This is a genomic window from Pantoea sp. S18, from assembly GCF_045689705.1.
Lineage (GTDB): Bacteria > Pseudomonadota > Gammaproteobacteria > Enterobacterales > Enterobacteriaceae > Pantoea > Pantoea symbiotica.
In genome coordinates this window covers 1,727,069-1,749,597 of record NZ_CP142688.1, presented here as the reverse complement: position 1 = coordinate 1,749,597, position 22,529 = coordinate 1,727,069, and the positions used below count along the sequence as shown (strand labels likewise).

Below are 22,529 nucleotides of genomic sequence, written 5' to 3'. Positions count from 1 at the left end.
GTGTTTCTCCTTGCGGACAGAGTGGCGATTAACAACTATGAAACCTGTTATTAACATTGAGCGATCAACGCCAGCCTGTCAGATCGCAGAAGGGGAAACTGTGACCGCATCGAAGGAAATCCGGCACAGCCCATCGCTTTACGATTTTTCACATTGCCCTAAGTTTCAGCCAGGTCTTGTATGCCTAAACTGCAGCCTGTGTATCATCCCCAGTTCCGTTACGGAAAATTCCGAGTTTTCCCACTTATGCCGCAAAAAGCGGAACATGGGCGAAATATGTGGTCAATATGAAGCAGGATACTAACCAGGAGAAACAGATGTTGGCTTCAGCCCTGACGTTAATGCGCGCCAAAGCGAACTTTGTTCAGCAATTCATCCGTAACCCGCGCAAAATGGGCAGCATCACGCCCTCTTCCGCCGCGCTGTGCCGCACCATGTGCGATGCGGTGAATTGGGATAACAGCCTGCGTATCGCCGAACTCGGCGCCGGTGATGGTGTGCTCACACGCCACGTGCTGTCGCGTATGTCATCGCAAGCTCAGTTGGATGTGTTCGAAATTAGCCCGGAACTGGTGAAAAGCCTGCGGGGATTGCCCGATGCGCGCATGCAGGTGCGCGCCTGCTCGGCGGAATATCTTGCGGGGGAATATGATGTGATTTTCTCTGGCTTGCCGCTGCTGTCGTTACCGCCGGCCACACGCGACAATATTCTCAGCGCGGTGCATGATGCGCTGGGTCCACGTGGCGTATTCGTGCAGTTTCAATACACCTCGTTTACCCAGCCAAATTTGTCACGCTACTTCACCTGGGAACGCCAGCGAGTGCTGAAAAACATGCCACCCGCGTGGGTTTATCGCTGCACGCGTAATTACGCGCCCTGAACCTGTGCGCGCGGCTGCGGCCGCGTTTGCAGCCAGAAGCGGCGCAGCAGTTCGCGCGACCAATCTTCCCCCACCAGTTGCGTACCATCGTCACTCACGCCCGCGGGTAAACAGGCGCTCATAATGTCGCGGGTAAATTCCGGATGGAACTGCACCGACAGCGCCTGCGGCGAATAACGCAAAATCTGACAGCCATCCTGCGTCGAACTTGCCAGCACCTGCGCATGCTGCGGCGGCGTTAGCACCGATTGCCGATGCGATAACCACGCCTGAAATTCGCCCGGTAACGCAGCCAGCCACGGATCGTTGTGCGCCTGCGCGCTACGCGTCAGCGGTTTCAGTCCACGCTCCCAGCCATGCGGGTTATCGCCCACTTTGCCCCCCAGCGCATACGCCATCAATTGATGTCCGTAACAGACGCCAAGCAGCGGCAGATCCGCTTCCAGCGCGCCCCGAATCCAGGCGGCGCTGCGTTCGCTCCAGTCAGCGTGATCGGTAACCATCGCCCACGAACCACTGAGGATCGCGCCGCTGACGCGGTCAAAAGCCGGTAAATCATCACCCAGATGCGGACGCACAATCACATAGTCATCAGGCTGCAATTGCAGCGCGTCGATAAACCAGCGGGGTTGTTCACCAATTTGCGCCACAACCTGCGGCGGCGGAACTTCGAGTTGAATCAGAGCAAGAGGTAAAGCGCGGGTGTGTGTCATGCCGAATACGGTCCTCATTATGGTCGCCTTTCGGACGTCCACTTTGACAGTAAATCAGCGACATGTCTTATTTTTTTCCTGCATAAGCTAATGCTTATGCGAAAAAAGTTTTGTCAGACATGTCCGAAGTCGACGGCTTCATGCCATCATTAGCCGGTGATAATCTTTGTACAGCGTGAAGGAAGACCTCGTGGCAGTGCGGCATTTTTTAATGGTTCTGATGGTGGTTTCCATCTGGGCTTTCAACAACGTGGCGGTGAAGTGGGGATTACTGGAACTTCCGCCGCTGTTTCTCACCTGGATGCGCTTTGTGGTGGTGGCGATTGTGCTGGTGCCGTTTTGCCGCATCACGCGCGCACAATTGCCGTGGCTGCTGACGCTGGCATTCACCTTTGGCTTTATGCACTTCTCGCTGCTGTTTGTCGGCATGCGCTACACCGATGCCGGCACCGGCGCCATCGTGGTTCAGCTCGGCACGCCGATTGCCATGCTGCTGGCGATGGTGATTCTGAAAGAGAAATTGCGGCTGGTGCAGCTGATCGGCATCGCCATTTCGCTAAGCGGCGTCGCGGTGCTGTCGGGCAGCCCGACCATTCCGGCCTGGTGGGTGCTGTGTATTCTGCTGTGCAGCGCGTTTGGCTGGGCAATCAGCAATATGATTGTGAAGAAATCACCGCCGATAAAACCGCTGACGCTAACCGGCTGGATCTCCTTCCTCGCGGTGCCGATTGTCGGTGCCGCTTCGTGGCTGACCGAATCCAATCAATTTTACGCATTAGGCCACGCCGGCTGGCGCGGCTGGTTTGGCATTCTGTATAGCGCGCTTGCCTCGTCGATTGTCGCCTATACGCTGTGGTATGCGCTGCTGAAGAAGTACAACGTCAACCTGATCATGCCCTATTCGCTGCTGACGCCGGTGCTGGCGGTGTTGATGGGCGTTTTTGTCTTGGGTGATAGCATGAACAGCTTTAAGATTCTCGGCGCTTCGTTAGTGGTGCTGGGCACCGCCATTGCGGTGATCAACCTGCGTAACCTGCGGATGCACGCGCGTTTCCCGCGCTTACGCCGCCGATAATCCGCTCTGCTATGCTTGAGTCTCGCGCGTTATCCGGAGACTCAACATGGATTCTCAACGTGCTGCCGCACTGTGGCAGCAAATGTGGCAGGGATTGCGAGGCGCGGACCCGCTTCCCTCGCCTACTTTTCTCCAGCCCGACACCTTTTCTTCTGCCTTCGCCGTCAGCGAACTGGCGGCCTCCAGCATTGGTCTTGCCAGCCAGGCGTTGAGCGATCTGCTCGGCCAGGCCGCGCCGGTCAGCATCAATGTCCGTCTCGCCTCGCGCTGGTTTCAGCACAGCCTGATCCCGCTTAATCGACCACCTGCCGCGCTGTGGGATGAATTCGCCGGTGATTACGCCAGCGCCGATGGCTGGATCCGCCTGCACACCAACGCGGCTCATCATCGTGCGGCGATGGAGCGCGTGCTCGGCCAGCATGCTAATCGTGCCGCACTGGCCGATGCAGTGGCACGCTGGCCCGCCACTACGCTGGAACAGGCGGTGATTGATGCTGGCGGCTGCGCCGCGCAGATGCGTAGCGAAGCGCAATGGCTGCAACATCCGCAAGGCCGCGCCGTGCAGCAGGAAGCGCTGATTGCCCAACAGGCCACCGACGCTGCACCCGCGCCAGCCTGGCTATTATCGCCCGCGCGGCCACTGCTCGGCGTACGCGTATTGGATCTCACGCGCATCATCGCCGGTCCGGTGGCGACGCGTTTTCTCGCCAGCCTCGGCGCGCAGGTGCTGCGTATCGATCCGCCCGACTGGCACGAACCAACGCTGGAAGAGGAGATCACCTGTGGCAAACGCTGTGCGCGGCTTGATATCAAATCCCGCACCGGGCGCGAGCAGCTGCGCCAGCTGTTGCAGCACAGCGATGTGTTGGTACACGGTTATCGTGCCGATGCGCTGGAAAAACTCGGGCTGGATGCTGAGACGCGCCGCAAACTCGTGCCGGGCTTAGTGGATGTCAGCCTCAATGCGTGGGGCTGGAGCGGGCCGTGGCGCAACCGGCGCGGTTTCGACAGTCTGGTGCAGATGGGCTGTGGCATCGCCGAACAAGGCATGCGCTGGAGCGGCAATAACAAGCCAACGCCGCTGCCGGTGCAGGCGCTCGATCACGCCACCGGTTATCTGATGGCTGCGGCGGTGCTGGAAGGTTTACGTCAGCGGTTGATCAATGGCGTTGGCTGGCAGGCGCGCTTATCGCTGGCGCGCACCGCTCGGATGTTACAGCAGTTCGGTGCCGCGCCGGAGAATGTGCAAAACGGTATCCACGCGCAGCACGATGACGCGTTGAGCGCGATAGAGATTAATCAATGGGGAATTGCCGAGAGATTGCGTGCCGCAGCGTATTTGCCCGGCACGCCAATGATCTGCGCGACGCCGGGCGTGAAGCTCGGCAGCAGCGCAGCCAGCTGGTAACGGTTAGGCCTCGTCGCCCTGCTCTTCGTTCAGCTCGTCGTACATCGCCTGAATCGCCTCACGGCTTAGCGCCGCCAGCGTGCGATAAAACGCCGTGGTAGCATGCGCTTCCACTTTGCCGAGGAACGCGCCGCACCACGGCAGCAGATAATCATCAAACAGCGCCAGCTGCGCGGCGGATTCATCTTCCGCTGACTGATCTTCCAGCCACGATGCTGCCAGCAGCAGCACGCCAAAATGATCGGCGGGTGCTTCGCTCAGCGGCATGCCGCGCGCGCTGAGAAATGCACGCACGTCCGCTTCAGCAACCCCGTTCGGCCACTGGGATGCGTACGGCGGCACGCTGCAGTCGCTGCCAACAAACAGCGCGTTGTAGTCGGCGGCCAGCGCCTGCGGATCGCTATTCTGCTGCAGGCGCGTCAACAGTTCATCCTGCTCCAGCGGCCACTGCTGTTGCAGTTTGCCTTCACGCAGCAGAGTGAACAGCGGCACCAGCAGCGGATCCTGCGGCTGGCGATTAAACAGCGAGCCGATGACGCGGCAGAGAATGGAAAACTCATTCATGCAACAGAATTCCTTGAGGCAAAAAAGTTAAAAATCAGCAAATTCGGCAATCGTTTTACCGGTGCGCAGTTCGAGGAAATCGAGCAGGCGACGCGGCGTGACATTTAACACGCGATCTTCAGGAAAATCCACTTCGCTGGTGATGCGCAGGCAGTGTTCGAAATTGCCCAGCGTAAACGCCGTATGCGAATCGGAGCCAAATGCCAATTTACCGCCCGCATCGCGCACCGCTTCGGCAATAGCACGACAGTTAGGTTCGCTGCCGAGGCGCGAATGGGTAAAGGAGGAGTTGTTGATCTCCAGCGCCACATCGTAATGCGCGGCGGCTTCGGCTATTGCGCGGATATCCACCGGGAATTTCGGGTTGCCCGGATGCGAAATGATATGCACCAAACCGCCCGCCATTGCCGCAATCATCGCTTCGGTGTGATGCTTTTTATCACGCGGTGCATAAACCGGCTCGTGGAAGCCCGCGACGATCAGATCCAGCGCATCGAGCATCGGGCCGCTGCAATCGATCTCGCCCTGCTGATTTTTGATGTTAGCTTCAATACCGCGCAGCACGCCAACGCCATCAATCACCCGCGGCCAAATGCGCATGTTAACGAAGTGCCAATAGTGCGGCGCATCGGCCATATCCGGACCGTGATCGGTAATCGCGAACAGCTTCAGGCCGTTCTTTTTCGCCTGCGCCACATAATCATGCAGCGTGCTGTAAGCATGCGTGCTGGCAACGGTGTGCATATGTAAATCAACGGGATACATCTTCATCTCCTGACCCAATGTGAATTAATAACCGCGCTGGCGATCGACCAAACCACCCGGCTGTTGACCTTGCTCCAGAGCAAGTATGGCATCCGCAATGTAATCCATCGCCTCGGCTGGCAAGGTAATCGCTGCAGTATGTGGCGTGATTGTGACATGCGGATGAGACCACAACGGATGATCGTGCGGCAGCGGCTCGGTCTGGAACACATCCAGCGCGGCGGCGGCCAGTTGACCGCTGTTCAGCGCCGCCAGCAGATCGGCTTCCACCACATGCGCACCGCGCGCCAGGTTAAGGAAACAGGCACCGTGCGGCAACGCGCTGAGCAGCTGGCTATCAATAAGGTTGGTGGTTTCCGGCGTGGTGGGCAGCAGATCGATCAGCACCTGCGTGCCCTCGAGGAAGGCATTGAGTTGATCGCGGCCATGGAAGCTTTGCACGCCGTCGATGTGCTTCGGCGAACGGCTCCAGCTGCGTAACGGGAAGCCCCATTGACGCAAACTCTCCAGCACGCTGCGGCCTAACACGCCCGCGCCGAGCACGCCAATGGTGAAGTTCTCGCGATCGAAGCCATCCAGTTCCTGCCACTGCCCCTGCTGCTGCAGTTGACGGTATTCCGCGAAACGGCGGAACCAGCCTAGCACGCACCAGTTGGCGTACTCCTGCATCTGGCGCGCCATGCCGGTATCTTCGAGGCGGAATAACGGCACGTTGTCAGCCAGCATTTGTGGATTGTCACGCAGCTGCTTGAGGATCTCGTCCACGCCCGCGCCCATGGCAAACACGCCTTTCAGTTGACGCCCCGCCAGCATCTCAACCGGCGGCGAACGCACCACCGCGTAATCGGCCGGCGCGTTGTCGCCCGGCTGCCAGTAACGCACGCGCGCCTCAGGTAAACGCTGATGCAAACCTTCCAGCCAGCCCTGCGGCGCCAGCGACGGGTGATACCAGATAATCTCCATTCGACTCTCCTTTTTTTGCTTCAGCCTCAGGCAAATAGCCGAACAGGGCAAGCAAAAACCTTAGCCTTGATGCAATTTCTCGCGTGATTAATTCCGGGCGCTTCACATTTCCACCGCTGTACAAGGCTAAGCGGTGCGATTGCGACTAAAGTTGTTCGGGTGGTCAATGCGTTAGCACACCACCTTTTCGGACAAGGAGAAAAACCGATGATAAAAAATGCCGTATTCACGCCCGCGCGTCTGACCTTTTTACTCAGCGCTGCGTTGCTGGCCGCTGCCAACAACGCACACGCCGACGATCAAAGCCGCATGCTCAGCAACCAACCGCAGCCGCCAGATGTGCGTCTGGGACCGCTTTTCAATGCCGTGCAGCAGGCGAAATTTTATCCGGACCAGAAAACCTTCGCCGATGCGGTGCCGAAATCCAATCCCTCTTCGATTCTGGCCGACTGGCAGATGCAGAAAAGCCAGCGCAACTTCGATCTCAAGCATTTTGTCGACAGCAACTTCACGCTGCCAAAAGAGGGAGACAAATATGTGCCGCCCGCCGGGCAAAGCCTGCGCGAGCACATCAACGGTTTATGGCCGGTGCTGACACGCACCGCGCAAAGTGCCAGTCAGTACGATTCGCTGCTGCCGCTGCCGAAACCTTACGTGGTGCCCGGCGGCCGATTCCGCGAAGTCTATTACTGGGACAGCTACTTCACTATGCTCGGCCTGGCGGAGAGCGGTCACTGGGATCGCGTGCAGGATATGGTGGATAACTTCGCCACCGAACTCGATAAATATGGCCATATCCCCAACGGCAACCGCAGCTACTATCTCAGCCGCTCGCAGCCGCCGTTCTTCAGCCTGATGGTTGACTTGCTGGCGACGCACAAAGGCGACGATGTCTATCGCCAATACTTGCCGCAGCTGCAGAAAGAGTACGATTACTGGATGGCGGACAGCGACAAAGTGGCAGCCGGCCAGGCCAGCAAACGCGTGATCAAACTCAGTGACGGCACGCTGCTTAACCGCTACTGGGACGATCGCGATGCACCGCGCACCGAATCCTGGCTTGATGACGTCAACACCGCGAATAAAGCGCCGGATCGTAATAAGCAGCAGGTTTATCGCGACTTGCGTGCTGGCGCGGCATCAGGCTGGGATTTCAGTTCGCGCTGGTTCACCGATGCGCACAATCTGGCGTCGATTCGCACCACGCAGCTGGCGCCGGTCGATCTTAACAGCCTGATTTTCCACCTTGAACAGACATTGTCTAAAGCGTCCAAACTGGATAAGCAGGATGACAAAGCCAAACAGTTCGCGGCGGATGCCGAGAAACGTCAGGCGGCGATCAATCGCTATCTTTGGGATGACAAAAAAGGCTGGTACGCCGATTACGATTTCCAGAAGAAGCAGGTTCATCCACAGCTGACCGCCGCCACGCTGTTCCCGCTCTATATGCAGGTGGCGAGCGATAAGCAAGCTGAGCGCACCGCTTCCGCCGTCGAAAAACAGCTGCTGAAACCGGGCGGACTGGTGACCACTACGGTGAATAACGGCCAGCAATGGGATGCGCCAAACGGCTGGGCGCCGCTGCAATGGGTGGCGGTGGAAGGTCTTGAGCATTACAAGCAGCCGAAACTGGCGCAGCAGATTGGTCAGCGCTTCCTGCAGAACGTGCAGGCAACCTATGACAAGGAGCATAAGCTGGTCGAGAAATATGTGGTTGAAGGTGCGCAGTTGGGCGGCGGTGGCGGCGGTGAATATCCGCTGCAGGACGGCTTCGGCTGGACCAACGGCGTGACGCTGAAGCTGCTCGATAAGTACTGCCCGAAAGATAAAACCTGTAATAACGCCGGCGATATCCCGAATATGCCGGTTTTGAGTAGCGCGAAGTAACGTTTTTCCTGATCCATACGTAACCGTTGTAGGGTCGCCATTTATGGCGACCATTAAACCAGGTGCGCATTAATGCGCACCCTACAACCTCATATGCTTGCACGCTACTCCCGCACTGCCTGTGCATTTTCCTCACAACCCTCTTACAACAAACTCACATCTTGAAACACTCGCGACAAAAGATAATAATTCTCAATCTAATATCGATAGCTATTCCCATTAAAATATCAGGAACCTCTCATGACCTCGCTGTTTACCCTTAACCGTGGCCGCGTTCTGTGCGCGCTTGCGCTGGCCTTACCCGCTGCAAGCTTCGCTGAAGAGTCGATTGTCGTCACGGCGCAACCGCAAGAGAGCGCCACCTCGCCGACGCAGGGCTATCTCGCCACGCGGAGCAGCGGCGCCAGCAAAAGCGATCAGCCGCTGATTACCACGCCGCAGTCAATTTCGGTAGTGACACGTCAGCAGATGGAAGATCAGGGCGCGCAGGATCTCAATCAGGCGCTGGGTTACACGCCGGGCGTGTTCACCAACTTCGGCGGGGCCGCCACGCGTTACGACACCATCGCGCTACGTGGTTTCCACGGCGGCGATGTCGACAACACCTTCCTCGATGGCCTGCGCGTAATGAGTGACGGCGGCAGCTTCAACATCCTGCAGGTGGACAACTGGTTCCTTGATCGCATTGATGTGATCAAAGGTCCCTCCTCCGCGCTTTACGGCCAAACGGTGCCGGGCGGATTAGTGAACATGGTGAGCAAGCGTCCACAGTTTGCCGAAGAGGGCCACTTCCGCCTGTCGAGCGGCACCAACGCCACCAACAGCGCCGCCTTTGATTACACCAACGCCATCAACGATCAGTGGGCGTTTCGCTTAACCGGCATCACGCGCAACAGCGATACGCAGTACGATCACACCCGCGAAGAGAAATATGCGATTTCGCCACAGCTGATGTGGCAGCCAAGCGAAGACACCAACTTAGTGCTGCGCGCCTATCTGCAGAAAGATCCATCCGGCGGCTATCACGGTTCGGTACCAGCGGAAGGTACGCTCTACAGCCATAACGGCCGCAAGTTGAGCGACAGTTTCTACGAAGGCGACAGTTCGCTCGATCAGTTCAAACGTCGCGAGCAGATTTACAGCTATGACTTCTCACACCGCTTCAACGAAGTCTGGTCGGTGTATTCCACCGGCAGCTACAGCCACTCGAATACCGATCTCGATCAGGTTTATCAAATTGGCTGGAACGCAACGAATCCTGACCTGCTAAACCGTTACTACTCTGGCGAGCGTTCATCACTGAGCGCATGGGCTAACGACAACCGCTTGCAGGCTGATTTTGCTACCGGCGCGGTTCAGCATCGTGTGACGCTGGGCGCGGAATACCATCGCTATAAAAACGACATCACCGAAGCCAGCGATGCCGCCAGCGCGCTGAATGCGTGGAACGGCGAAGAAGTGGGCATCATGCCGGACTTCGACTGGACATCGCAGACACGCCGCTACTATCAAACCGGTTTGTATCTGCAGGATGAGTTGCAGCTCGATCGCTGGCATTTGGATTTGTCGGGACGCTATGACCGCATCGTGTCGGAAAACGGCACCAGCCGTCGTCAGGACGATCACATCAGCGGCCGCGCGGCGCTGCTGTATGCCTTCGAGAACGGCATCTCGCCTTACGTCAGCTGGAGCCAGGCGATTACGCCAGCTTCGTTAACCGATCCGCAGGGCAATCAGCTGAAACCGACTACGTCTGAGCAGTATGAAGCGGGCGTGAAATATCAGCCGGTGGGCACGCGCGATATGTACTCAATCGCCGTGTACGATTTGACTCAGGACGATGTCGCCAACCGTAACGTGCTGGACGGCACCTACACGCCGTCGGGCAAAGTGCATTCGCAGGGCATTGAACTCGAAGCCCGTAATCAGCTGACGCAGCGTTTCAGCACCATCGCCGGCTACACGCTGAACCATCTGCGCTTCAAAGATTCGGTGGACGGTAACGATGGCCATACGCCGTATGTCACGCCGAACAGCATGGCATCGTTGTGGGGACATTATCAGTTTGACTACGGCTTGAGCGCCGGCGCCGGTGTGCGCTATATCGGCAAACAGTGGGCGGATAACGAGAACACCACGCGTCTGCCATCCGTGACGCTGTTTGATGCGTCAGTTCGCGCCGATCTGGGCGCATGGAACTCACAATTGAAAGGTGCCTGGCTGCAGGTTAATGCCAACAACCTGACCGATAAAAAGTATCTGGCCGCTTGTTATGGCACCGGTTACTGCTATCGCGGTGCCGAGCGCACTGTGATGGCTACGGTGGGCTACGACTTTTAATCAGGCATAAAAAAATCCGCCATCCTTTACGGGATGGCGGATTTCATCAAATCTCTATGCTGTTAACTTCGTACTTTACGGTAAATCCACAGCACCACAATGGCACCAATCACGGCCACCACGAAGCTACCGAAGTTGAAACCGTCTACTTTACCGAAACCAAACAGGGTACTGATCCAGCCACCGACAACCGCACCAACCACACCCAGAACTACGGTGATGATAAAGCCGCCGCCATCTTTACCCGGCATAATCCACTTCGCGATAATCCCGGCAATCAGACCAAAAATAATCCATGAAAGAATACCCATGTACTGCTCCTTACGTTATTAATCAATGTGTTCACCGCCTCTAGTATAGACGGGATTTTATGATCTGCCTCGCAACTTACCGCAGTAAATAATCGTTAGCTAACTAAAGGTTAGCGCAGCCACGCCGATAACTGACGAACAGCATTGTCAGTCGTGAAAATAACAATCGGATAAGTGGAGCAGGACGTGGGAGAAGCCGATAAAGAACAATACCTCAAGCGAGGCACGTTAGCGGTTTTGGGCGTGATGAAGGATCTGTTGCGTTTTCAAACCCCGTTGATGGTGAATTTTTCGCGCGGTCAGTTTATCAGCCGCATGCTGTCAGCCGATGAAGATCAGGTGATCTTTGACCTTGGCAGCAACGCGCTGGATAACGATTTAGCGCTGCAAGGTGGTGAAGTGAATATCTTTGCCGAAACGCACGGTGCCAAAGTCGAATTTAGCTTAATCGGTTTACAGCGTATCGAATTCGAAGGCTTGCCCGCTTTTGCTGCGTCGCTACCTGAACTGGTGTGGCAGATTCAACGCCGCGAGTTCTTCCGTGTCAATGCGCCGCTGGAGCCGGTTTTTTATTGCCATAGCCAGTGGCCGGATGGCAGCACTGCGCGTTTCCGCCTGCAGGATTTGTCATTGGGCGGCGTGGGCGTGCTGCTGGACGAAGCGCTGCCAGAAGGCCTCAATCGCGGCGATACCTTTAAAAAGCTGCGCGTTGACCTGGCTGAATACGGTCACTTTGAGGTGACCGCACAGCTGCTGCACATTGGTGAGCGCACCATGGTGACCAGCAAGAATGAAACTCGCGTCACACCGCGCCTCAGCTTCCGCTTTACCGCCATCGAACCGATTCAGGAACGCCAGCTGCAGCAGGTGATTTTTGCGCTGGAACGTCTGGCGCGCGATAAGGCCAACCGTTTCCAGTAACTTCGTTCAATTTTATGGCGTAATGCTTGTCAGCCAGGTGTGAATCGGTCGCCATGAATGGCGACCCTACAAAGGATTGGCGCGTTTTTCGTAGGGTGCGCATTCATGCGCACCTGCATACATATGTAGATTAATGCTTAACTGAGCGGCTTTACGCCACTCATGGCGCCCAATCCCCCAGATCCACACAAAACCGCACCCATCAACGCGGCTGATAACGGCAACGCGCCACCGCATCCAGCCAGCCGTGATAATTCTCTTGCATGCTTTTCGCCTGATCTTCACGCGGCGTGATCACGCTGCCACCCTGCAACGCCTGCATCTCACTGCCCTGCTGCCACCAGCCTAAGATGCGGCCCGCTAATAGCGCGGCACCCAGCGCTGAAACTTCTGCCGTGGGTACGCGTTTCAGTGGCCGCTGCAACACATCGGCCTGCATCTGCATCAACCAGCCGTTTTCCGTGGCGCTGCCATCCACGCACAGCGCAGGAAGTTGCACGCCGCTGGCCTGCTCCATGGCAAAAAACACGTCGGCGATCTGGAAGGTGATCGATTCCAGCGCCACGCGCGCCAGTACCTCCGGCGTTGCCGCATCGGTCAAACCACACACCATGCCGCGCGCTTTTAAATCCCACCAGGGCGCGCCGAGGCCAGAGAGCGCCGGTACAAAATAGATGCCCTGGTTGTGTTCGCTGCGCTGCGCCAGCGCGGTGAGTTCTCGTGGATCCTTGATGCCCAGCATGCGGCCCAGCCACGCCGCGCCGGAACCGGTGTGGGTAATGTTGCCTTCAAAGGCATAGCGCAACGTGCCGTCGTGCCACGCCACCGTGGTGCTAAGGCCATTTTCCGTTAGCAGCGGCGTCGCCATCGACATCATCAGTGACGAACCGGTGCCGTACGTGGCTTTAACCACCTCTTCGCTGCCACTGCGCTGCGCTTGCAACGCAGCGTGCGAATCGCCGATGCGCGACAGAATTGGCGTGCCAGGCGCTAAACCGGGAATATCGTTGCGCGTCACCACGCCCTGCGCGCTGGCCGAGGGCACAATCTGCGGCAGCGCCGCACGGGGAATATGGAACAGCGCTAACAGTTCCTCGTCCCAATCGCCGCTGTGCAGGTTGTAGAGCTGGGTGCGCGCCGCATTGGCATGATCGGTGACAAAGCTTTCGCCGCCACTCAGCTGCCAGCTCAGCCAGCTGTCCACGGTGCCGATACAGAGTTCACCGGCCTGCGCGCGAGAAAATCCGTTCGGCAGCGCGGCCAGCATGCCGGTGAGCTTACCGGCCGGAAACATCGGATCGACCGCCAATCCGGTAAGCCCAGTGATGCGCGGCGCTTTACCCGCCACGCGCAAATTGCGGCAAAACGCCTCCGAGCGGCGATCCTGCCAGCTGACCAGCGGTGTCAGCGGCTGACCGTCATGGCGCTGCCAGATCAGCACCGATTCGCGCTGGTTGCTAATCGCTACGGCCGCAACTTGCGCACCCGCACACTGCGCCAGACAATCGCTCACCGCTTGTTTCACCGCCTGCCATATTGCCAGTGGATCCTGCTCCGCCAGGCCAGGCTGCGGATGTTCCAGCGTCAACGGCTGGCTACCGCGCGCCACCACGTTGCCGGCACGATCAACCGCTATCGCTTTCGCGTTGGTGGTGCCTTCATCAATTGCCAGTATCACCGAACCTGCCATCTTTACGCTCCTGCACAGATGCGCGCTGCACTCTTCACTACGCTGGCGGCATCAATGCCATGTCGGGCACGGGTTGAGGCGCGATCGCCCGCAATCGCGTATTCGCCATCGGGGATACCCAAACGCAGCAGCGGGATGCCACAGCCGCCTTCCGCCAGCACTTCTGCCACCAGGCTGCCGACGCCGCCGTTGACGTTGTGTTCTTCCACGGTAATTACCGCTGGATAGTGATTTAACAGCTCGCGCAGCTGTTGGGTATCACAAGGTCGAATCGATGGAATGCTGATCACACCCGCTGTAATGCCTTGCTCATGCAGTTGCTCGGCGGCGTGAACCACCTCGTGAACCGTCGAGCCCATCGCCACCAGCACAATGTCATGACCTTCACGTAAAACGTCGATTTGGCCAGGACGGAATTGGTAGTTCTCATCGTGCAGCTGCGGCAGATCTTTACCGTCCAAACGGATATACACCGGTCCAACATGCGCCAGCGCATACTCAATAATCTGGCGGCACTCCAGCGGGCAGGATGGCGCGTAAATTTCGATGTTGCCGAAGCCGCGCATCACCGCAATGTCGTCGATGCTGTGATGGGTGCTGGCGAGCGGCCCGTAGCTGGCACCGGCATTTAGGCCAAACAATTTCACATTGGTGTTGTTGTAGCAGACATCGACTTTAACCTGCTCATTGGCGCGGGAAACCAGGAACGGCGCGGCGTTACAGGTCACGGCCACTTTGCCGCCAATCGCCAGGCCAGCAGCGGTGCCCACCAGCGTTTGCTCGGCGATACCGACGTTAACCAGCCGATCGGGAAAGGCTTTGATAAAGGGCGCAATTTTGGCGGTTGAGGTGGAATCGGCCACCACCGGCACTAAATCGACGCCGCGATTAACCGCATCAATAAATGCCTCGACCATTACCGTCGCCAGGTGTTTTGCATTACTCATCTTTCAACTCCTCCAGTGCCAACTCAATCTCTTCCCCTTTCGGCACGCGGTGATGCCACTCCGGTTTGCCCTGAATAAAGGAGATGCCGAAGCCTTTTTCGGTATGCGCCACAATCACCTGCGGCTTGCCGCTGTTGCGCGGCAGGTTTTCGATGGCTTCCACCACCGCCGCCATGTCATTACCGTTGCACTCGCTCACCTCCAGACCAAAGGCGCGCCATTTATCCGGTAACGGATCGGTGTTCATGATGTCGCGCGTGTGACCCGCCAGCTGCAGTTTGTTCTTGTCGTTGATGATCACCAGGTTATCGAGGCCGTAATGCGCCGCCACCAGTGCCGCTTCCCAGTTGCTGCCTTCTGCCAGCTCACCGTCGCCGGTAACGACAAAAATACGTCGGTCGCTGTTATCTTTCTTCGCCGCCAGCGCAATGCCGACCGCCACCGGTAAACCGTGGCCCAGCGCACCGGTATTCAGCTCAACGCCCGGCGTTTTTTGGCGCACCGGATGGCCCGGCAGATGCGAATCCGAATGCTGATAGGTCGGCAGCCATTCGGTCGGGAAATAACCGGCTTCCGCCAGCACGCAGTAATAACCGCCCACCGCATGGCCTTTCGACTGGATATAGATGTCGCGTTGCGGATCGTTGGTGCGATCCGGCGCGCAGTTAAGAATGCGAAAATAGAGTGCGGTGAGGATCTCCACCTGTGAGAGATCGGCACCGGTATGCCCGCCCGCCGGGCTGCCCGCATTGAGCTGAATGATGCGGCGGCGCACGGCGCGCGCTTTCGCTGCCAGATCCGCTACCGAATATTTGAAAGGATTCATAGACACCTCTGAATTTTAAAGCATTGATGAATATTTATTCGTAATGGAGAAAAAAAGGTGCAGACAATCAGCGCCTGCACCCAACCGATTAACCTTTTGCCGGGCTACCGCCCTCCTCAATCAGCGCTTTCTGCGCCACCACCGCCGCTTTCTGCTGCATGCGGCTCTGCATTTGGTCGATGATCACCGCCACGATAATCACGATGCCTTTGATCACCATTTGCCAGAACTCGCTCACGCCCATCATGATCAAACCGTCGGCGAGAAAGCCGATCACGAAGGCACCAATCAGCGTGCCGAGAATGGTGCCGCGTCCACCGGCCAGCGAGGTGCCGCCCAGCACCACTGCGGCAATCGCGTTCATTTCAAAGGAGGTTCCGTTCGCCGGATGGCTGGCCACCAGCTGAGACGAGACCACGATGCCGGCAATCGCCGCGCAAAAACCGGAGATGGCATACACCCAGATTTTCACCGACTTCACTTTCACACCCGAAAGTTCAGCGGCCCGTTCGTTATCACCAATCGCGTAAACCTGGCGGCCAAACGGCAGACGGCGCGCAACGTAGGCAATCACCAGCGCCAGCAGCACCATCATCCAGATGGCCCACGGCAAACCGAGGAAATAGCCCGCACCAATCTTGTCGAATCCGGTATTCCCCAGCATTTCATTGCCCTGTAAACCGGGGAAGGTTTCGCCGCCTGAGGTGAGCATTGCCGTGCCGCGCAGGATGTACATGGTGCCGAGCGTGCAGATGAACGGTGCCACGTTATAGCGGGTAATGATCCAGCCGTTTGCCGCGCCAATCAGGCCGCCAATCAGCAACACAATCGGTACGATCAACCACACACTGGGGAAGATGGCGATGCCAAACATCGGCAACACAATGCCTTTGGTGATCAGCCAGCCGGCGATCATGCCGCACAGGCCAAGCGTGGCACCGATGGAGAGATCGATGCCCGCCGTGATGATGACAAATGTGATGCCGAGCGCGAGGAAGGCGTTAATGGCGATGTGTTTCACCATGATCACCATGCTGCCCACCGCGAGGAAATCGGGCACCGTAATAGCGAAGAAGCCGACAATCAGAAACAGCGCAATAAAGGTGCGCAGTTTGAGCAGCAGCAGAATCAGGCTTTCGCGTGAGTTGAACGCTTTAGCTGGCGATGCGAGCGCGAGCGCGCCGTTGTTTTTCATATCAGAACCCTTGTGCGCTTGCTTTAACCAGCGCCGCCTCTTCCGCTTCAGCACGCGGCAGGTCAGCAGTCAATTTGCCGCCGGACATCACAATGATGCGATCGGCAACGGCCATGATCTCTTTCAAATCAGAGGTGGAGAACACCACCGCAATGCCCTGCTCGGACAGCTTCACCATCATGCGGAACACTTCGCCTTTCGCACCCACGTCAATGCCACGGCTTGGTTCATCCAACAGCAGCAAGCGCGGATTGGTCAGCAGCGAACGACCAATCACCACCTTTTGCTGATTGCCGCCGCTCAGCGCGCTGATGGCGACATCCGGCGAAGAGATTTTGATCGCCAGATTGCCGACGGTGCTGGTCACCACTTCGCGTTCCGCCTGCTCTGATATCACCGTGCGATGCGACAGACGTAGCCACAGGCTGGCGATGGTGAGATTGCTCGCCACCGATGAGATGGGAAAAATGCCCGAGCGTTTGCGATCTTCCGGCACCAGACTCATGCCCATGCGAATGCGTTCTGCGGTCGGCAGACGCGTCGGCAGCGGTTTGCTGTCGAGCCACAGCTTGCCGAGATAGTTACGCTGCGTGCCAAGCAAACACTCAAACAGTTCGGTGCGTCCTGCGCCCATCAACCCGTAAATGCCGACGATCTCCCCGGAACGCACCTGGAAGCTAACATCATCCACCAGCGTGTTGCCGTTCGGGCTGACGCAGGTGATGTGTTCGGCTTCCAGCACCGGCGCACCAAACTCGCGATCCGGCGGCAGGAAGGTGCCCACCGGTTCGCTGCCCAGCATTTCGCGTACGATCCACGGCACGTCGATATCGCTGACCTGCGCTTCGGCCTGAAAACGCCCGTCGCGCAGAATGGTGATCACATCGCCAATCGCCATCAGCTCCTCCAGCCGATGCGAGATATAGATGATGGAAACGCCCTGGCGCGTCAGTTCGCGGATCACCCGAAACAGGATCTCCACTTCGGTTTTGCTCAGCGCCGAGGTCGGTTCATCGAGGATCAAAATGTCGGCGTCCTCTGCCAGCGCTTTGGCGATCTCGACCAGTTGCTGCTGGCCGACCTTCAGGCTGCCAACCTTCTCATCCGGTGATATTGGCTGATCGAGGCGCTGCATCAAGGCGGCGGTGCGGCGTTTCTGCTCGGCTTCATTGATGGGCCGAATGCCACTCTGAATTTCGCGGCCGAGGAAAATATTCTCCGCCACGCTGAGGTTTTCAAACAGGTTGAGTTCCTGATGCACCATGCCGATGCCGTGGCGCGCGGCGTCTCGCGTGCTGTGAAACGCCACTTTGTTGCCATTGAGGAACATTTCTCCGCTGGTCGGCTGCTGCACCCCGGCGAGGATCTTCATCAGCGTCGATTTCCCCGCGCCGTTCTCGCCGATGATGACGTTGACTTTGCCGCGCCACACGCGGTAATCCACACGATCCAGCGCTAAGGTGCCGGGGAACAGCATCGACATCTGATTGGCTTGCAGAATGATCTCGTCGCTCATCATGGATTCCCCTGCTTCAGCTGCACCGCCACCACATCATCTACTGTGCCCGCGCCCATGCTGACGGCAAGCAGCGCCTGCGCCGGTTTGCCCACCCAGCTGGCATCCACCGCTGGCAGCTGTTTCACCGCATGGCGATTCAGTGCTTTGGTCAGTTGCGCGTATTGCACCTGATTGGTGAACTCTTCAAAGCGGAAACCGGCCGCATCGCGGATGGCGTTGCCGCGCAGCACCGGACCAATCAACACTTTCACCGGCTTGCCGTTGATGGTCATGGTGAGGCTGCGTTCCCGATCGTTGCTGTTGTCAAACGCCGTCACCGTGCCCGCTGCACGCACAAACACGCTTTCGCTGCCGCCGGCTTTGACGGTGTGGCTTTTGGTTTCCATATCCGCCCAGCTCAGCGCCTGCTTCTCAGCGGGCTGCTGCACGCGGCTGGCCCAGCTTGACTCCGCAATCTGCTGCGGCGTTTGATCGCTGTAGCCCGGTTTGGCGTTGGGATCTTTCGGCATGATGGGTTTGCCGTCGGCATCCAGATCCACCACGGTGCAGGCGGCTAACATCAGCGTCAGCAGCGCCACCAGCATGCCGCTCAGCGCTTTCCCCTTCATGCCGACCTCCATGTTATTGCGCCAGCTTGAAGGTTTTCAGCTTCGAGGCGTTGCTGTCGTCAATCAGCACGCAATCCATCAGCTGCTTCTCCTCTTTCTGCGCTTTGCCGTTCTTCAGGTAGTAATCCACCTGCTCAACGGCCATCTGCGCCTGATCCCAGCCCGGCTGCAGTACGGTGGCTTTGATGTTGCCTTTATTAAGGATGGAGTCGCGGGTGTAATCGCTACCGTCGAAACCGACCACAATCACATTGGTTTTGCCCGCCGCTTTCAGCGCCGCTTCCGCACCGAGCGCCATGGTGTCGTTACCGGAGATCACGCCAACGATATTGGGGTTCTTCTGCAGGATGGTTTCCATGCGGCTGAAGGCTTCGGTCTGGCTCCAGTTGGCACTCTGCTGCGCCACCATTTTCAGATCGGGATAATCATCCAGCACGTCGTGATAACCCTGCGAACGCACGCCCGCATTGGTATCCGACTCTTTGCCCAGCAGCTCGACGTAATCCCCTTTGCCGTTCAGCAGTTTGGCGAATTTCTCAGCACCTAGCTGTGCGCCTTGGTAGTTGTTGGAGACGATTTGCGCCACGGCAATGCCGGTTTTGTTGATTTCGCGGTCAATCAGGAAGGTAGGAATGCCGGCATCTTTGGCTTTTTGCACTGGGCCAACCGTGGCATCCGCACCGGCGTTATCGAGGATGATGGCTTTGGCTTTGCGCGCGATCGCGGTTTCGATCAGCTGGTTTTGCTTATTCACGTCATCATCGTGTGAGGCCACCAGCGTGGTGTAACCGAGCGCTTTGGCTTTTTCCTGCGCGCCATCGGCTTCCGCTTTAAAGAACGGGTTGTCATGTGATGGCGTAATGATGGCCAGCAACCCCTTATCCGCCGCCAGCGACGCCGCCGAGATCATCATGATTGAAGCAAGTAGAGAGACTTTGAGGACAGAGGCTTTCATTTGTTATCTCCGATTGAATATATATTCAATTGCGATTTTATATGCATAATGACTATGCGCTGGCTTTCTGAGCACGTCCATTGCCCAATCCTCAAAAAGCGAAAACGATCACAAAATGTTCTGCGTTGTTATTTATGACAGGCTGATTAACAATACCAGGCAGGTTAAGAGAGAGAAAAAACCATGGCAAAACAGGATGAACAGCGGCTGATGGTGAAAATCGCCACGCTTTATTATGTGGAAGGCAGGAAGCAGTCCGACATTGCGCAGCTGCTGAAGCTGTCGCAATCCTTTGTGTCGCGCATCCTCAATCGCAGCGTGAAAGAAGGTGTGGTGAAGATTAGCGTGGTGCCCCCGGCCAATGTGTTCCCTGAGCTGGAAAAAGCCATTGAGCAGCTGTATCAACTGCCGCAGGTGATTGTGGTGGATGTGCCGGATCAGGCGTCGGCGTTGCAGATTAAACAGGCGATCGGTTCCGCTGCCGCGCACTATCTGGAAACGCGGGTGCGCGCCGATGAGCTGATCGGCATTTCATCCTGGAGCGGCACCATTCGCGCGATGGTGGATGCGCTGCATCCGCTCAGCGCGCCGTGCAAAGGCGTGATTCAGCTGCTGGGCGGCGTGGGCGCCAACGGCAACGTGCAGGCCACGATTCTGACGCAGAATCTGGCGGCGCTGCTGGATTGTCCGGCGTGGCTACTGCCGTCGCAGTCGATTGAGCATTCTGTGCAGGATCGCCAGCGTTTGTCGGTTAATCCCGATGTTGCGGTGGTACTGGAAAAGTTTGATCAGGTGGATCTGGCGATTGTCGGCATCGGCGATCTCGAGCCTTCCGCCCTGCTACGCAACTCCGGCAACTATTACGACGGTGCGATGCTGCAAACGCTGGCCGAACGCGGTGCGGTGGGCGATATCTGCCTGCACTATTTTGACGCCGATGGTCAGCCGGTGCTGAGCGCTGAGGAAGATCCGGTGATTGGCATGGAGCTGGCGCAGGTGAAACGCTGTCCGCAGGTGGTGGCGTTAGCGGGCGGCAAAGAGAAAGCGCAGGCGATTCGCGGGGCGTTGCGCGGCGGTTATGTGCAGGTGCTGATTGTGGATTATCCTACGGCGAGATTGTTGGTGCAGGGTTAGTTTGGTGCGGTTATTGGCAAGGTCGCCATGAATGCTGCGGTTGTGAATAAGGTCGCCATGATGGTGCGGTTATTGGCAAGGTCGCCATGAATGGCGACCCTACTTCAACCGATGGTGCGGTAGGCGGTGGTGACTTTCCACAGATAACGCGGGGCCTGCGCCGCCGGATGCTTGTTCTGCACGTGCTGGTAAAACTCGTCCGGCGTCATCGAATTAATCATCGCAATAGCACGGTCGCGGTCACGCGAGAAGGTGCGCAGCAAGGCGCCCGCGCCGTTGGCGTAGGAGACAATAGTGGCGTAACGCAGCGTCAGCGGATCACGAATCCCGGCTAATGCGGAGTCCTGCAAAATTTTCAGGTAGGCGGCGCCGATATCAATGTTCTTCGCCGGATCGCGCAGCTCGGAAGAGGATGGCTGACCGTGACGGCCCTGGGTGCGATAGACTTCGCGGCCTGCAGTTGAGGCCTTAATTTGCATCAGACCAACCGCATTGGAACGGCTCACCACGGTGGGATTGCCTCCGGATTCGACACTAATAATGGCGCTGATTAACTTCTCATCAACGCCATAATGACTGGCGGCATCTTCGGTAAACATTGACCATGCATCATTCACTTTCGACGGCGGTGCCTGGGTCAACGGCGTATTCTTCTCGGGCAGTGCCGGTTTTTCCGGCTCGCTTGAACAGCCAGCAAGCAGCAGTGCAGAAAGCATAAGTAGGCGAATTTTCACTGATTTTTGGTTCCGCAATAGGGTTGGCGCAAGCTATCATACCTGGCGCAGCGCGATGCAAAATTACCGTTTATCCTAAATCGGTAAAAAACCTTATGCTACCGTGACTTCGATAACGCATTTCGTCATCATCGGCAGGCCACTCTACAGCAGGATGGAAGTTATGGTTACTCCCCGCACGCTACGTCTTATCGCCCCTTCCGGTTATTGCCACAATCAGGACGCCGCCCAACGTGCGGTGCATCGTTTACAGGCCGCAGGCCATCATCTTGAGAATCTCTCTGCCATCACCCGCCGCTTTCAACGCTTTGCTGGCGATGATGCGCAGCGGCTGAATGATATCAACGCGCTGGCTACGCTGGAGGCGCTGCCCGATATCGTGCTGGCGGTGCGTGGCGGCTATGGCGCTTCACGTTTGCTGGATAAGATCGATTACGTGGGTCTGCAACGTCGATTGCTCAATCAACCGGTGGCGCTGTGCGGTCACAGCGATTTCACCGCGCTGCAGCTGGCGTTGCTGGCGCAAATCGGCCTGATTACCTTCAGCGGTCCGATGCTTGCCGGTAACTTTGGTGCAGAGGCATTATCTGATTTTACCGAGTCGCACTTTTGGCAAACGCTAACTTCACCTACAGTCAATCTAAGCTGGCCGAGCACAAGCCCGGATCACGGCCGCTGGCAAGGCACCTTGTGGGGTGGCAATTTAGCGATGATTTGCTCGCTGATTGGTACGCCATGGATGCCGCAAATCGAAGGCGGGATTCTGGTGATCGAAGATGTGAACGAACATCCGTTCCGCATCGAGCGCATGCTGATTCAGCTGCAGCAGAGTGGCATTTTGTCGCGCCAGCAAGCGATTATTACCGGCAGCTTCACCAGCACATCGCTGTCGGCGTATGACAACGGTTTTGATTTTGCCACCGTGTGGCAGCGCATCCGTGATGAGTTTCAGATTCCGGTGATCAGCGATCTGGCTTTTGGACACGATGCCGATACCGTGACGCTGCCGCTGGGTGCCAGCGCCACGTTGCAGATTGAGAATGGAGAAGCACAGTTCGCCTTCACCGGCCACCCGACATTGCGCTAACGTTTT

The 22,529-nt window shown here is 57.5% G+C and carries 21 protein-coding genes; 8 read left to right on the top strand and 13 right to left on the bottom strand.

What is annotated here, in order from left to right; translation table 11 throughout:
• Positions 1-317: 317 nt before the first annotated feature.
• Positions 318-881 (top strand): class I SAM-dependent methyltransferase, encoded by a 564-nt coding sequence (locus tag VIJ98_RS08105; protein WP_154194754.1) that lies wholly within the window; start codon positions 318-320, stop codon positions 879-881.
• Here VIJ98_RS08105 and VIJ98_RS08100 read toward each other — a convergent pair.
• Positions 869-1,594 (bottom strand): glutamine amidotransferase, encoded by a 726-nt coding sequence (locus VIJ98_RS08100; protein ID WP_323275761.1) that lies wholly within the window; start codon positions 1,592-1,594, stop codon positions 869-871. The genes VIJ98_RS08105 and VIJ98_RS08100 overlap by 13 nt on opposite strands.
• A 190-nt stretch (positions 1,595-1,784) precedes the next feature.
• Here VIJ98_RS08100 and VIJ98_RS08095 point away from each other — a divergent pair, with 190 nt between their 5' ends.
• Together VIJ98_RS08095 and VIJ98_RS08090 are read left to right on the top strand one after the other, a co-directional pair.
• A complete protein-coding gene (locus tag VIJ98_RS08095) occupies positions 1,785-2,669 on the top strand; it encodes a DMT family transporter (protein WP_061716778.1) in 885 nt (294 codons plus the stop codon).
• Positions 2,670-2,715: 46 nt separating this feature from the next.
• Complete coding sequence (locus tag VIJ98_RS08090) at positions 2,716-4,077, top strand: CoA transferase (protein WP_323273284.1); 1,362 nt, start codon at positions 2,716-2,718, stop codon at positions 4,075-4,077.
• 3 nt (positions 4,078-4,080) lie between these two features.
• On the opposite strand, the gene VIJ98_RS08085 is transcribed toward VIJ98_RS08090, so the two are convergent.
• From VIJ98_RS08085 to ghrA, 3 genes are read right to left on the bottom strand one after another with little or no spacing between them, the layout of a single operon-like run.
• Positions 4,081-4,641: a molecular chaperone gene (locus VIJ98_RS08085; RefSeq protein WP_258144957.1), complete on the bottom strand. Its 561-nt coding sequence runs from the start codon at positions 4,639-4,641 to the stop codon at positions 4,081-4,083.
• Between the two features lie 27 nt (positions 4,642-4,668).
• A complete protein-coding gene (locus tag VIJ98_RS08080; RefSeq protein WP_008102746.1) occupies positions 4,669-5,406 on the bottom strand; it encodes a phosphatase in 738 nt (245 codons plus the stop codon).
• A 24-nt stretch (positions 5,407-5,430) separates the two neighbouring features.
• Positions 5,431-6,369: a glyoxylate/hydroxypyruvate reductase GhrA gene (gene ghrA / locus VIJ98_RS08075; protein ID WP_323273281.1), complete on the bottom strand. Its 939-nt coding sequence runs from the start codon at positions 6,367-6,369 to the stop codon at positions 5,431-5,433.
• A gap of 207 nt (positions 6,370-6,576) precedes the next feature.
• Here ghrA and treA point away from each other — a divergent pair, with 207 nt between their 5' ends.
• Both treA and VIJ98_RS08065 read left to right on the top strand, forming a co-directional pair.
• Positions 6,577-8,256 (top strand): alpha,alpha-trehalase TreA, encoded by a 1,680-nt coding sequence (gene treA / locus VIJ98_RS08070; protein WP_323273279.1) that lies wholly within the window; start codon positions 6,577-6,579, stop codon positions 8,254-8,256.
• A gap of 240 nt (positions 8,257-8,496) precedes the next feature.
• Positions 8,497-10,596 carry a TonB-dependent siderophore receptor gene (locus VIJ98_RS08065; RefSeq protein WP_323273277.1) on the top strand — a complete coding sequence of 700 codons (2,100 nt, stop codon included), beginning with the start codon at positions 8,497-8,499 and terminating at the stop codon, positions 10,594-10,596.
• A gap of 62 nt (positions 10,597-10,658) precedes the next feature.
• On the opposite strand, the gene VIJ98_RS08060 is transcribed toward VIJ98_RS08065, so the two are convergent.
• Positions 10,659-10,907 carry a GlsB/YeaQ/YmgE family stress response membrane protein gene (locus tag VIJ98_RS08060; RefSeq protein WP_008102737.1) on the bottom strand — a complete coding sequence of 83 codons (249 nt, stop codon included), beginning with the start codon at positions 10,905-10,907 and terminating at the stop codon, positions 10,659-10,661.
• A gap of 186 nt (positions 10,908-11,093) precedes the next feature.
• Here VIJ98_RS08060 and VIJ98_RS08055 point away from each other — a divergent pair, with 186 nt between their 5' ends.
• Positions 11,094-11,828, top strand: coding sequence for a flagellar regulator YcgR PilZN domain-containing protein (locus tag VIJ98_RS08055; protein WP_323273273.1), 735 nt, complete (start codon positions 11,094-11,096; stop codon positions 11,826-11,828).
• A gap of 202 nt (positions 11,829-12,030) precedes the next feature.
• Here VIJ98_RS08055 and VIJ98_RS08050 read toward each other — a convergent pair whose 3' ends face one another.
• The 7 genes from VIJ98_RS08050 to VIJ98_RS08020 form a co-directional block, all read right to left on the bottom strand.
• Positions 12,031-13,518 carry an FGGY-family carbohydrate kinase gene (locus tag VIJ98_RS08050; protein ID WP_323273270.1) on the bottom strand — a complete coding sequence of 496 codons (1,488 nt, stop codon included), beginning with the start codon at positions 13,516-13,518 and terminating at the stop codon, positions 12,031-12,033.
• Between the two features lie 2 nt (positions 13,519-13,520).
• A complete protein-coding gene (locus VIJ98_RS08045; protein WP_154181488.1) occupies positions 13,521-14,465 on the bottom strand; it encodes a transketolase family protein in 945 nt (314 codons plus the stop codon).
• Positions 14,458-15,291 (bottom strand): transketolase, encoded by an 834-nt coding sequence (locus VIJ98_RS08040; protein ID WP_008108197.1) that lies wholly within the window; start codon positions 15,289-15,291, stop codon positions 14,458-14,460. The genes VIJ98_RS08045 and VIJ98_RS08040 overlap by 8 nt, the downstream gene beginning before the upstream one ends.
• Positions 15,292-15,379: 88 nt before the next feature.
• On the bottom strand, positions 15,380-16,486 hold the full coding sequence (locus tag VIJ98_RS08035; RefSeq protein WP_008108196.1) for an ABC transporter permease: 1,107 nt from the start codon (positions 16,484-16,486) through the stop codon (positions 15,380-15,382).
• A 1-nt stretch (position 16,487) separates the two neighbouring features.
• Complete coding sequence (locus tag VIJ98_RS08030; protein ID WP_323275760.1) at positions 16,488-18,002, bottom strand: sugar ABC transporter ATP-binding protein; 1,515 nt, start codon at positions 18,000-18,002, stop codon at positions 16,488-16,490.
• Positions 18,002-18,613 (bottom strand): DUF2291 family protein, encoded by a 612-nt coding sequence (locus VIJ98_RS08025; protein WP_323273265.1) that lies wholly within the window; start codon positions 18,611-18,613, stop codon positions 18,002-18,004. The genes VIJ98_RS08030 and VIJ98_RS08025 overlap by 1 nt, the downstream gene beginning before the upstream one ends.
• 13 nt (positions 18,614-18,626) lie before the next feature.
• Positions 18,627-19,568 (bottom strand): D-ribose ABC transporter substrate-binding protein, encoded by a 942-nt coding sequence (locus VIJ98_RS08020; protein ID WP_008108193.1) that lies wholly within the window; start codon positions 19,566-19,568, stop codon positions 18,627-18,629.
• 183 nt (positions 19,569-19,751) lie between these two features.
• On the opposite strand from VIJ98_RS08020, the gene VIJ98_RS08015 reads away from it, so the two are divergent.
• The gene (locus VIJ98_RS08015; protein WP_323273263.1) at positions 19,752-20,702 is read left to right on the top strand and encodes a sugar-binding transcriptional regulator; all 951 of its coding nucleotides are present in this window, start codon (positions 19,752-19,754) and stop codon (positions 20,700-20,702) included.
• A 104-nt stretch (positions 20,703-20,806) separates the two neighbouring features.
• Here the strand turns inward: VIJ98_RS08015 and emtA are convergent, their stop codons facing one another.
• Positions 20,807-21,418: a membrane-bound lytic murein transglycosylase EmtA gene (emtA, locus tag VIJ98_RS08010; protein ID WP_007891535.1), complete on the bottom strand. Its 612-nt coding sequence runs from the start codon at positions 21,416-21,418 to the stop codon at positions 20,807-20,809.
• A gap of 181 nt (positions 21,419-21,599) precedes the next feature.
• On the opposite strand from emtA, the gene ldcA reads away from it, so the two are divergent.
• Entirely contained in the window at positions 21,600-22,523 is a 924-nt protein-coding gene (gene ldcA, locus VIJ98_RS08005) for a muramoyltetrapeptide carboxypeptidase (protein WP_323273259.1), read from the top strand.
• The last annotated feature ends 6 nt before the right edge of the window (positions 22,524-22,529 follow it).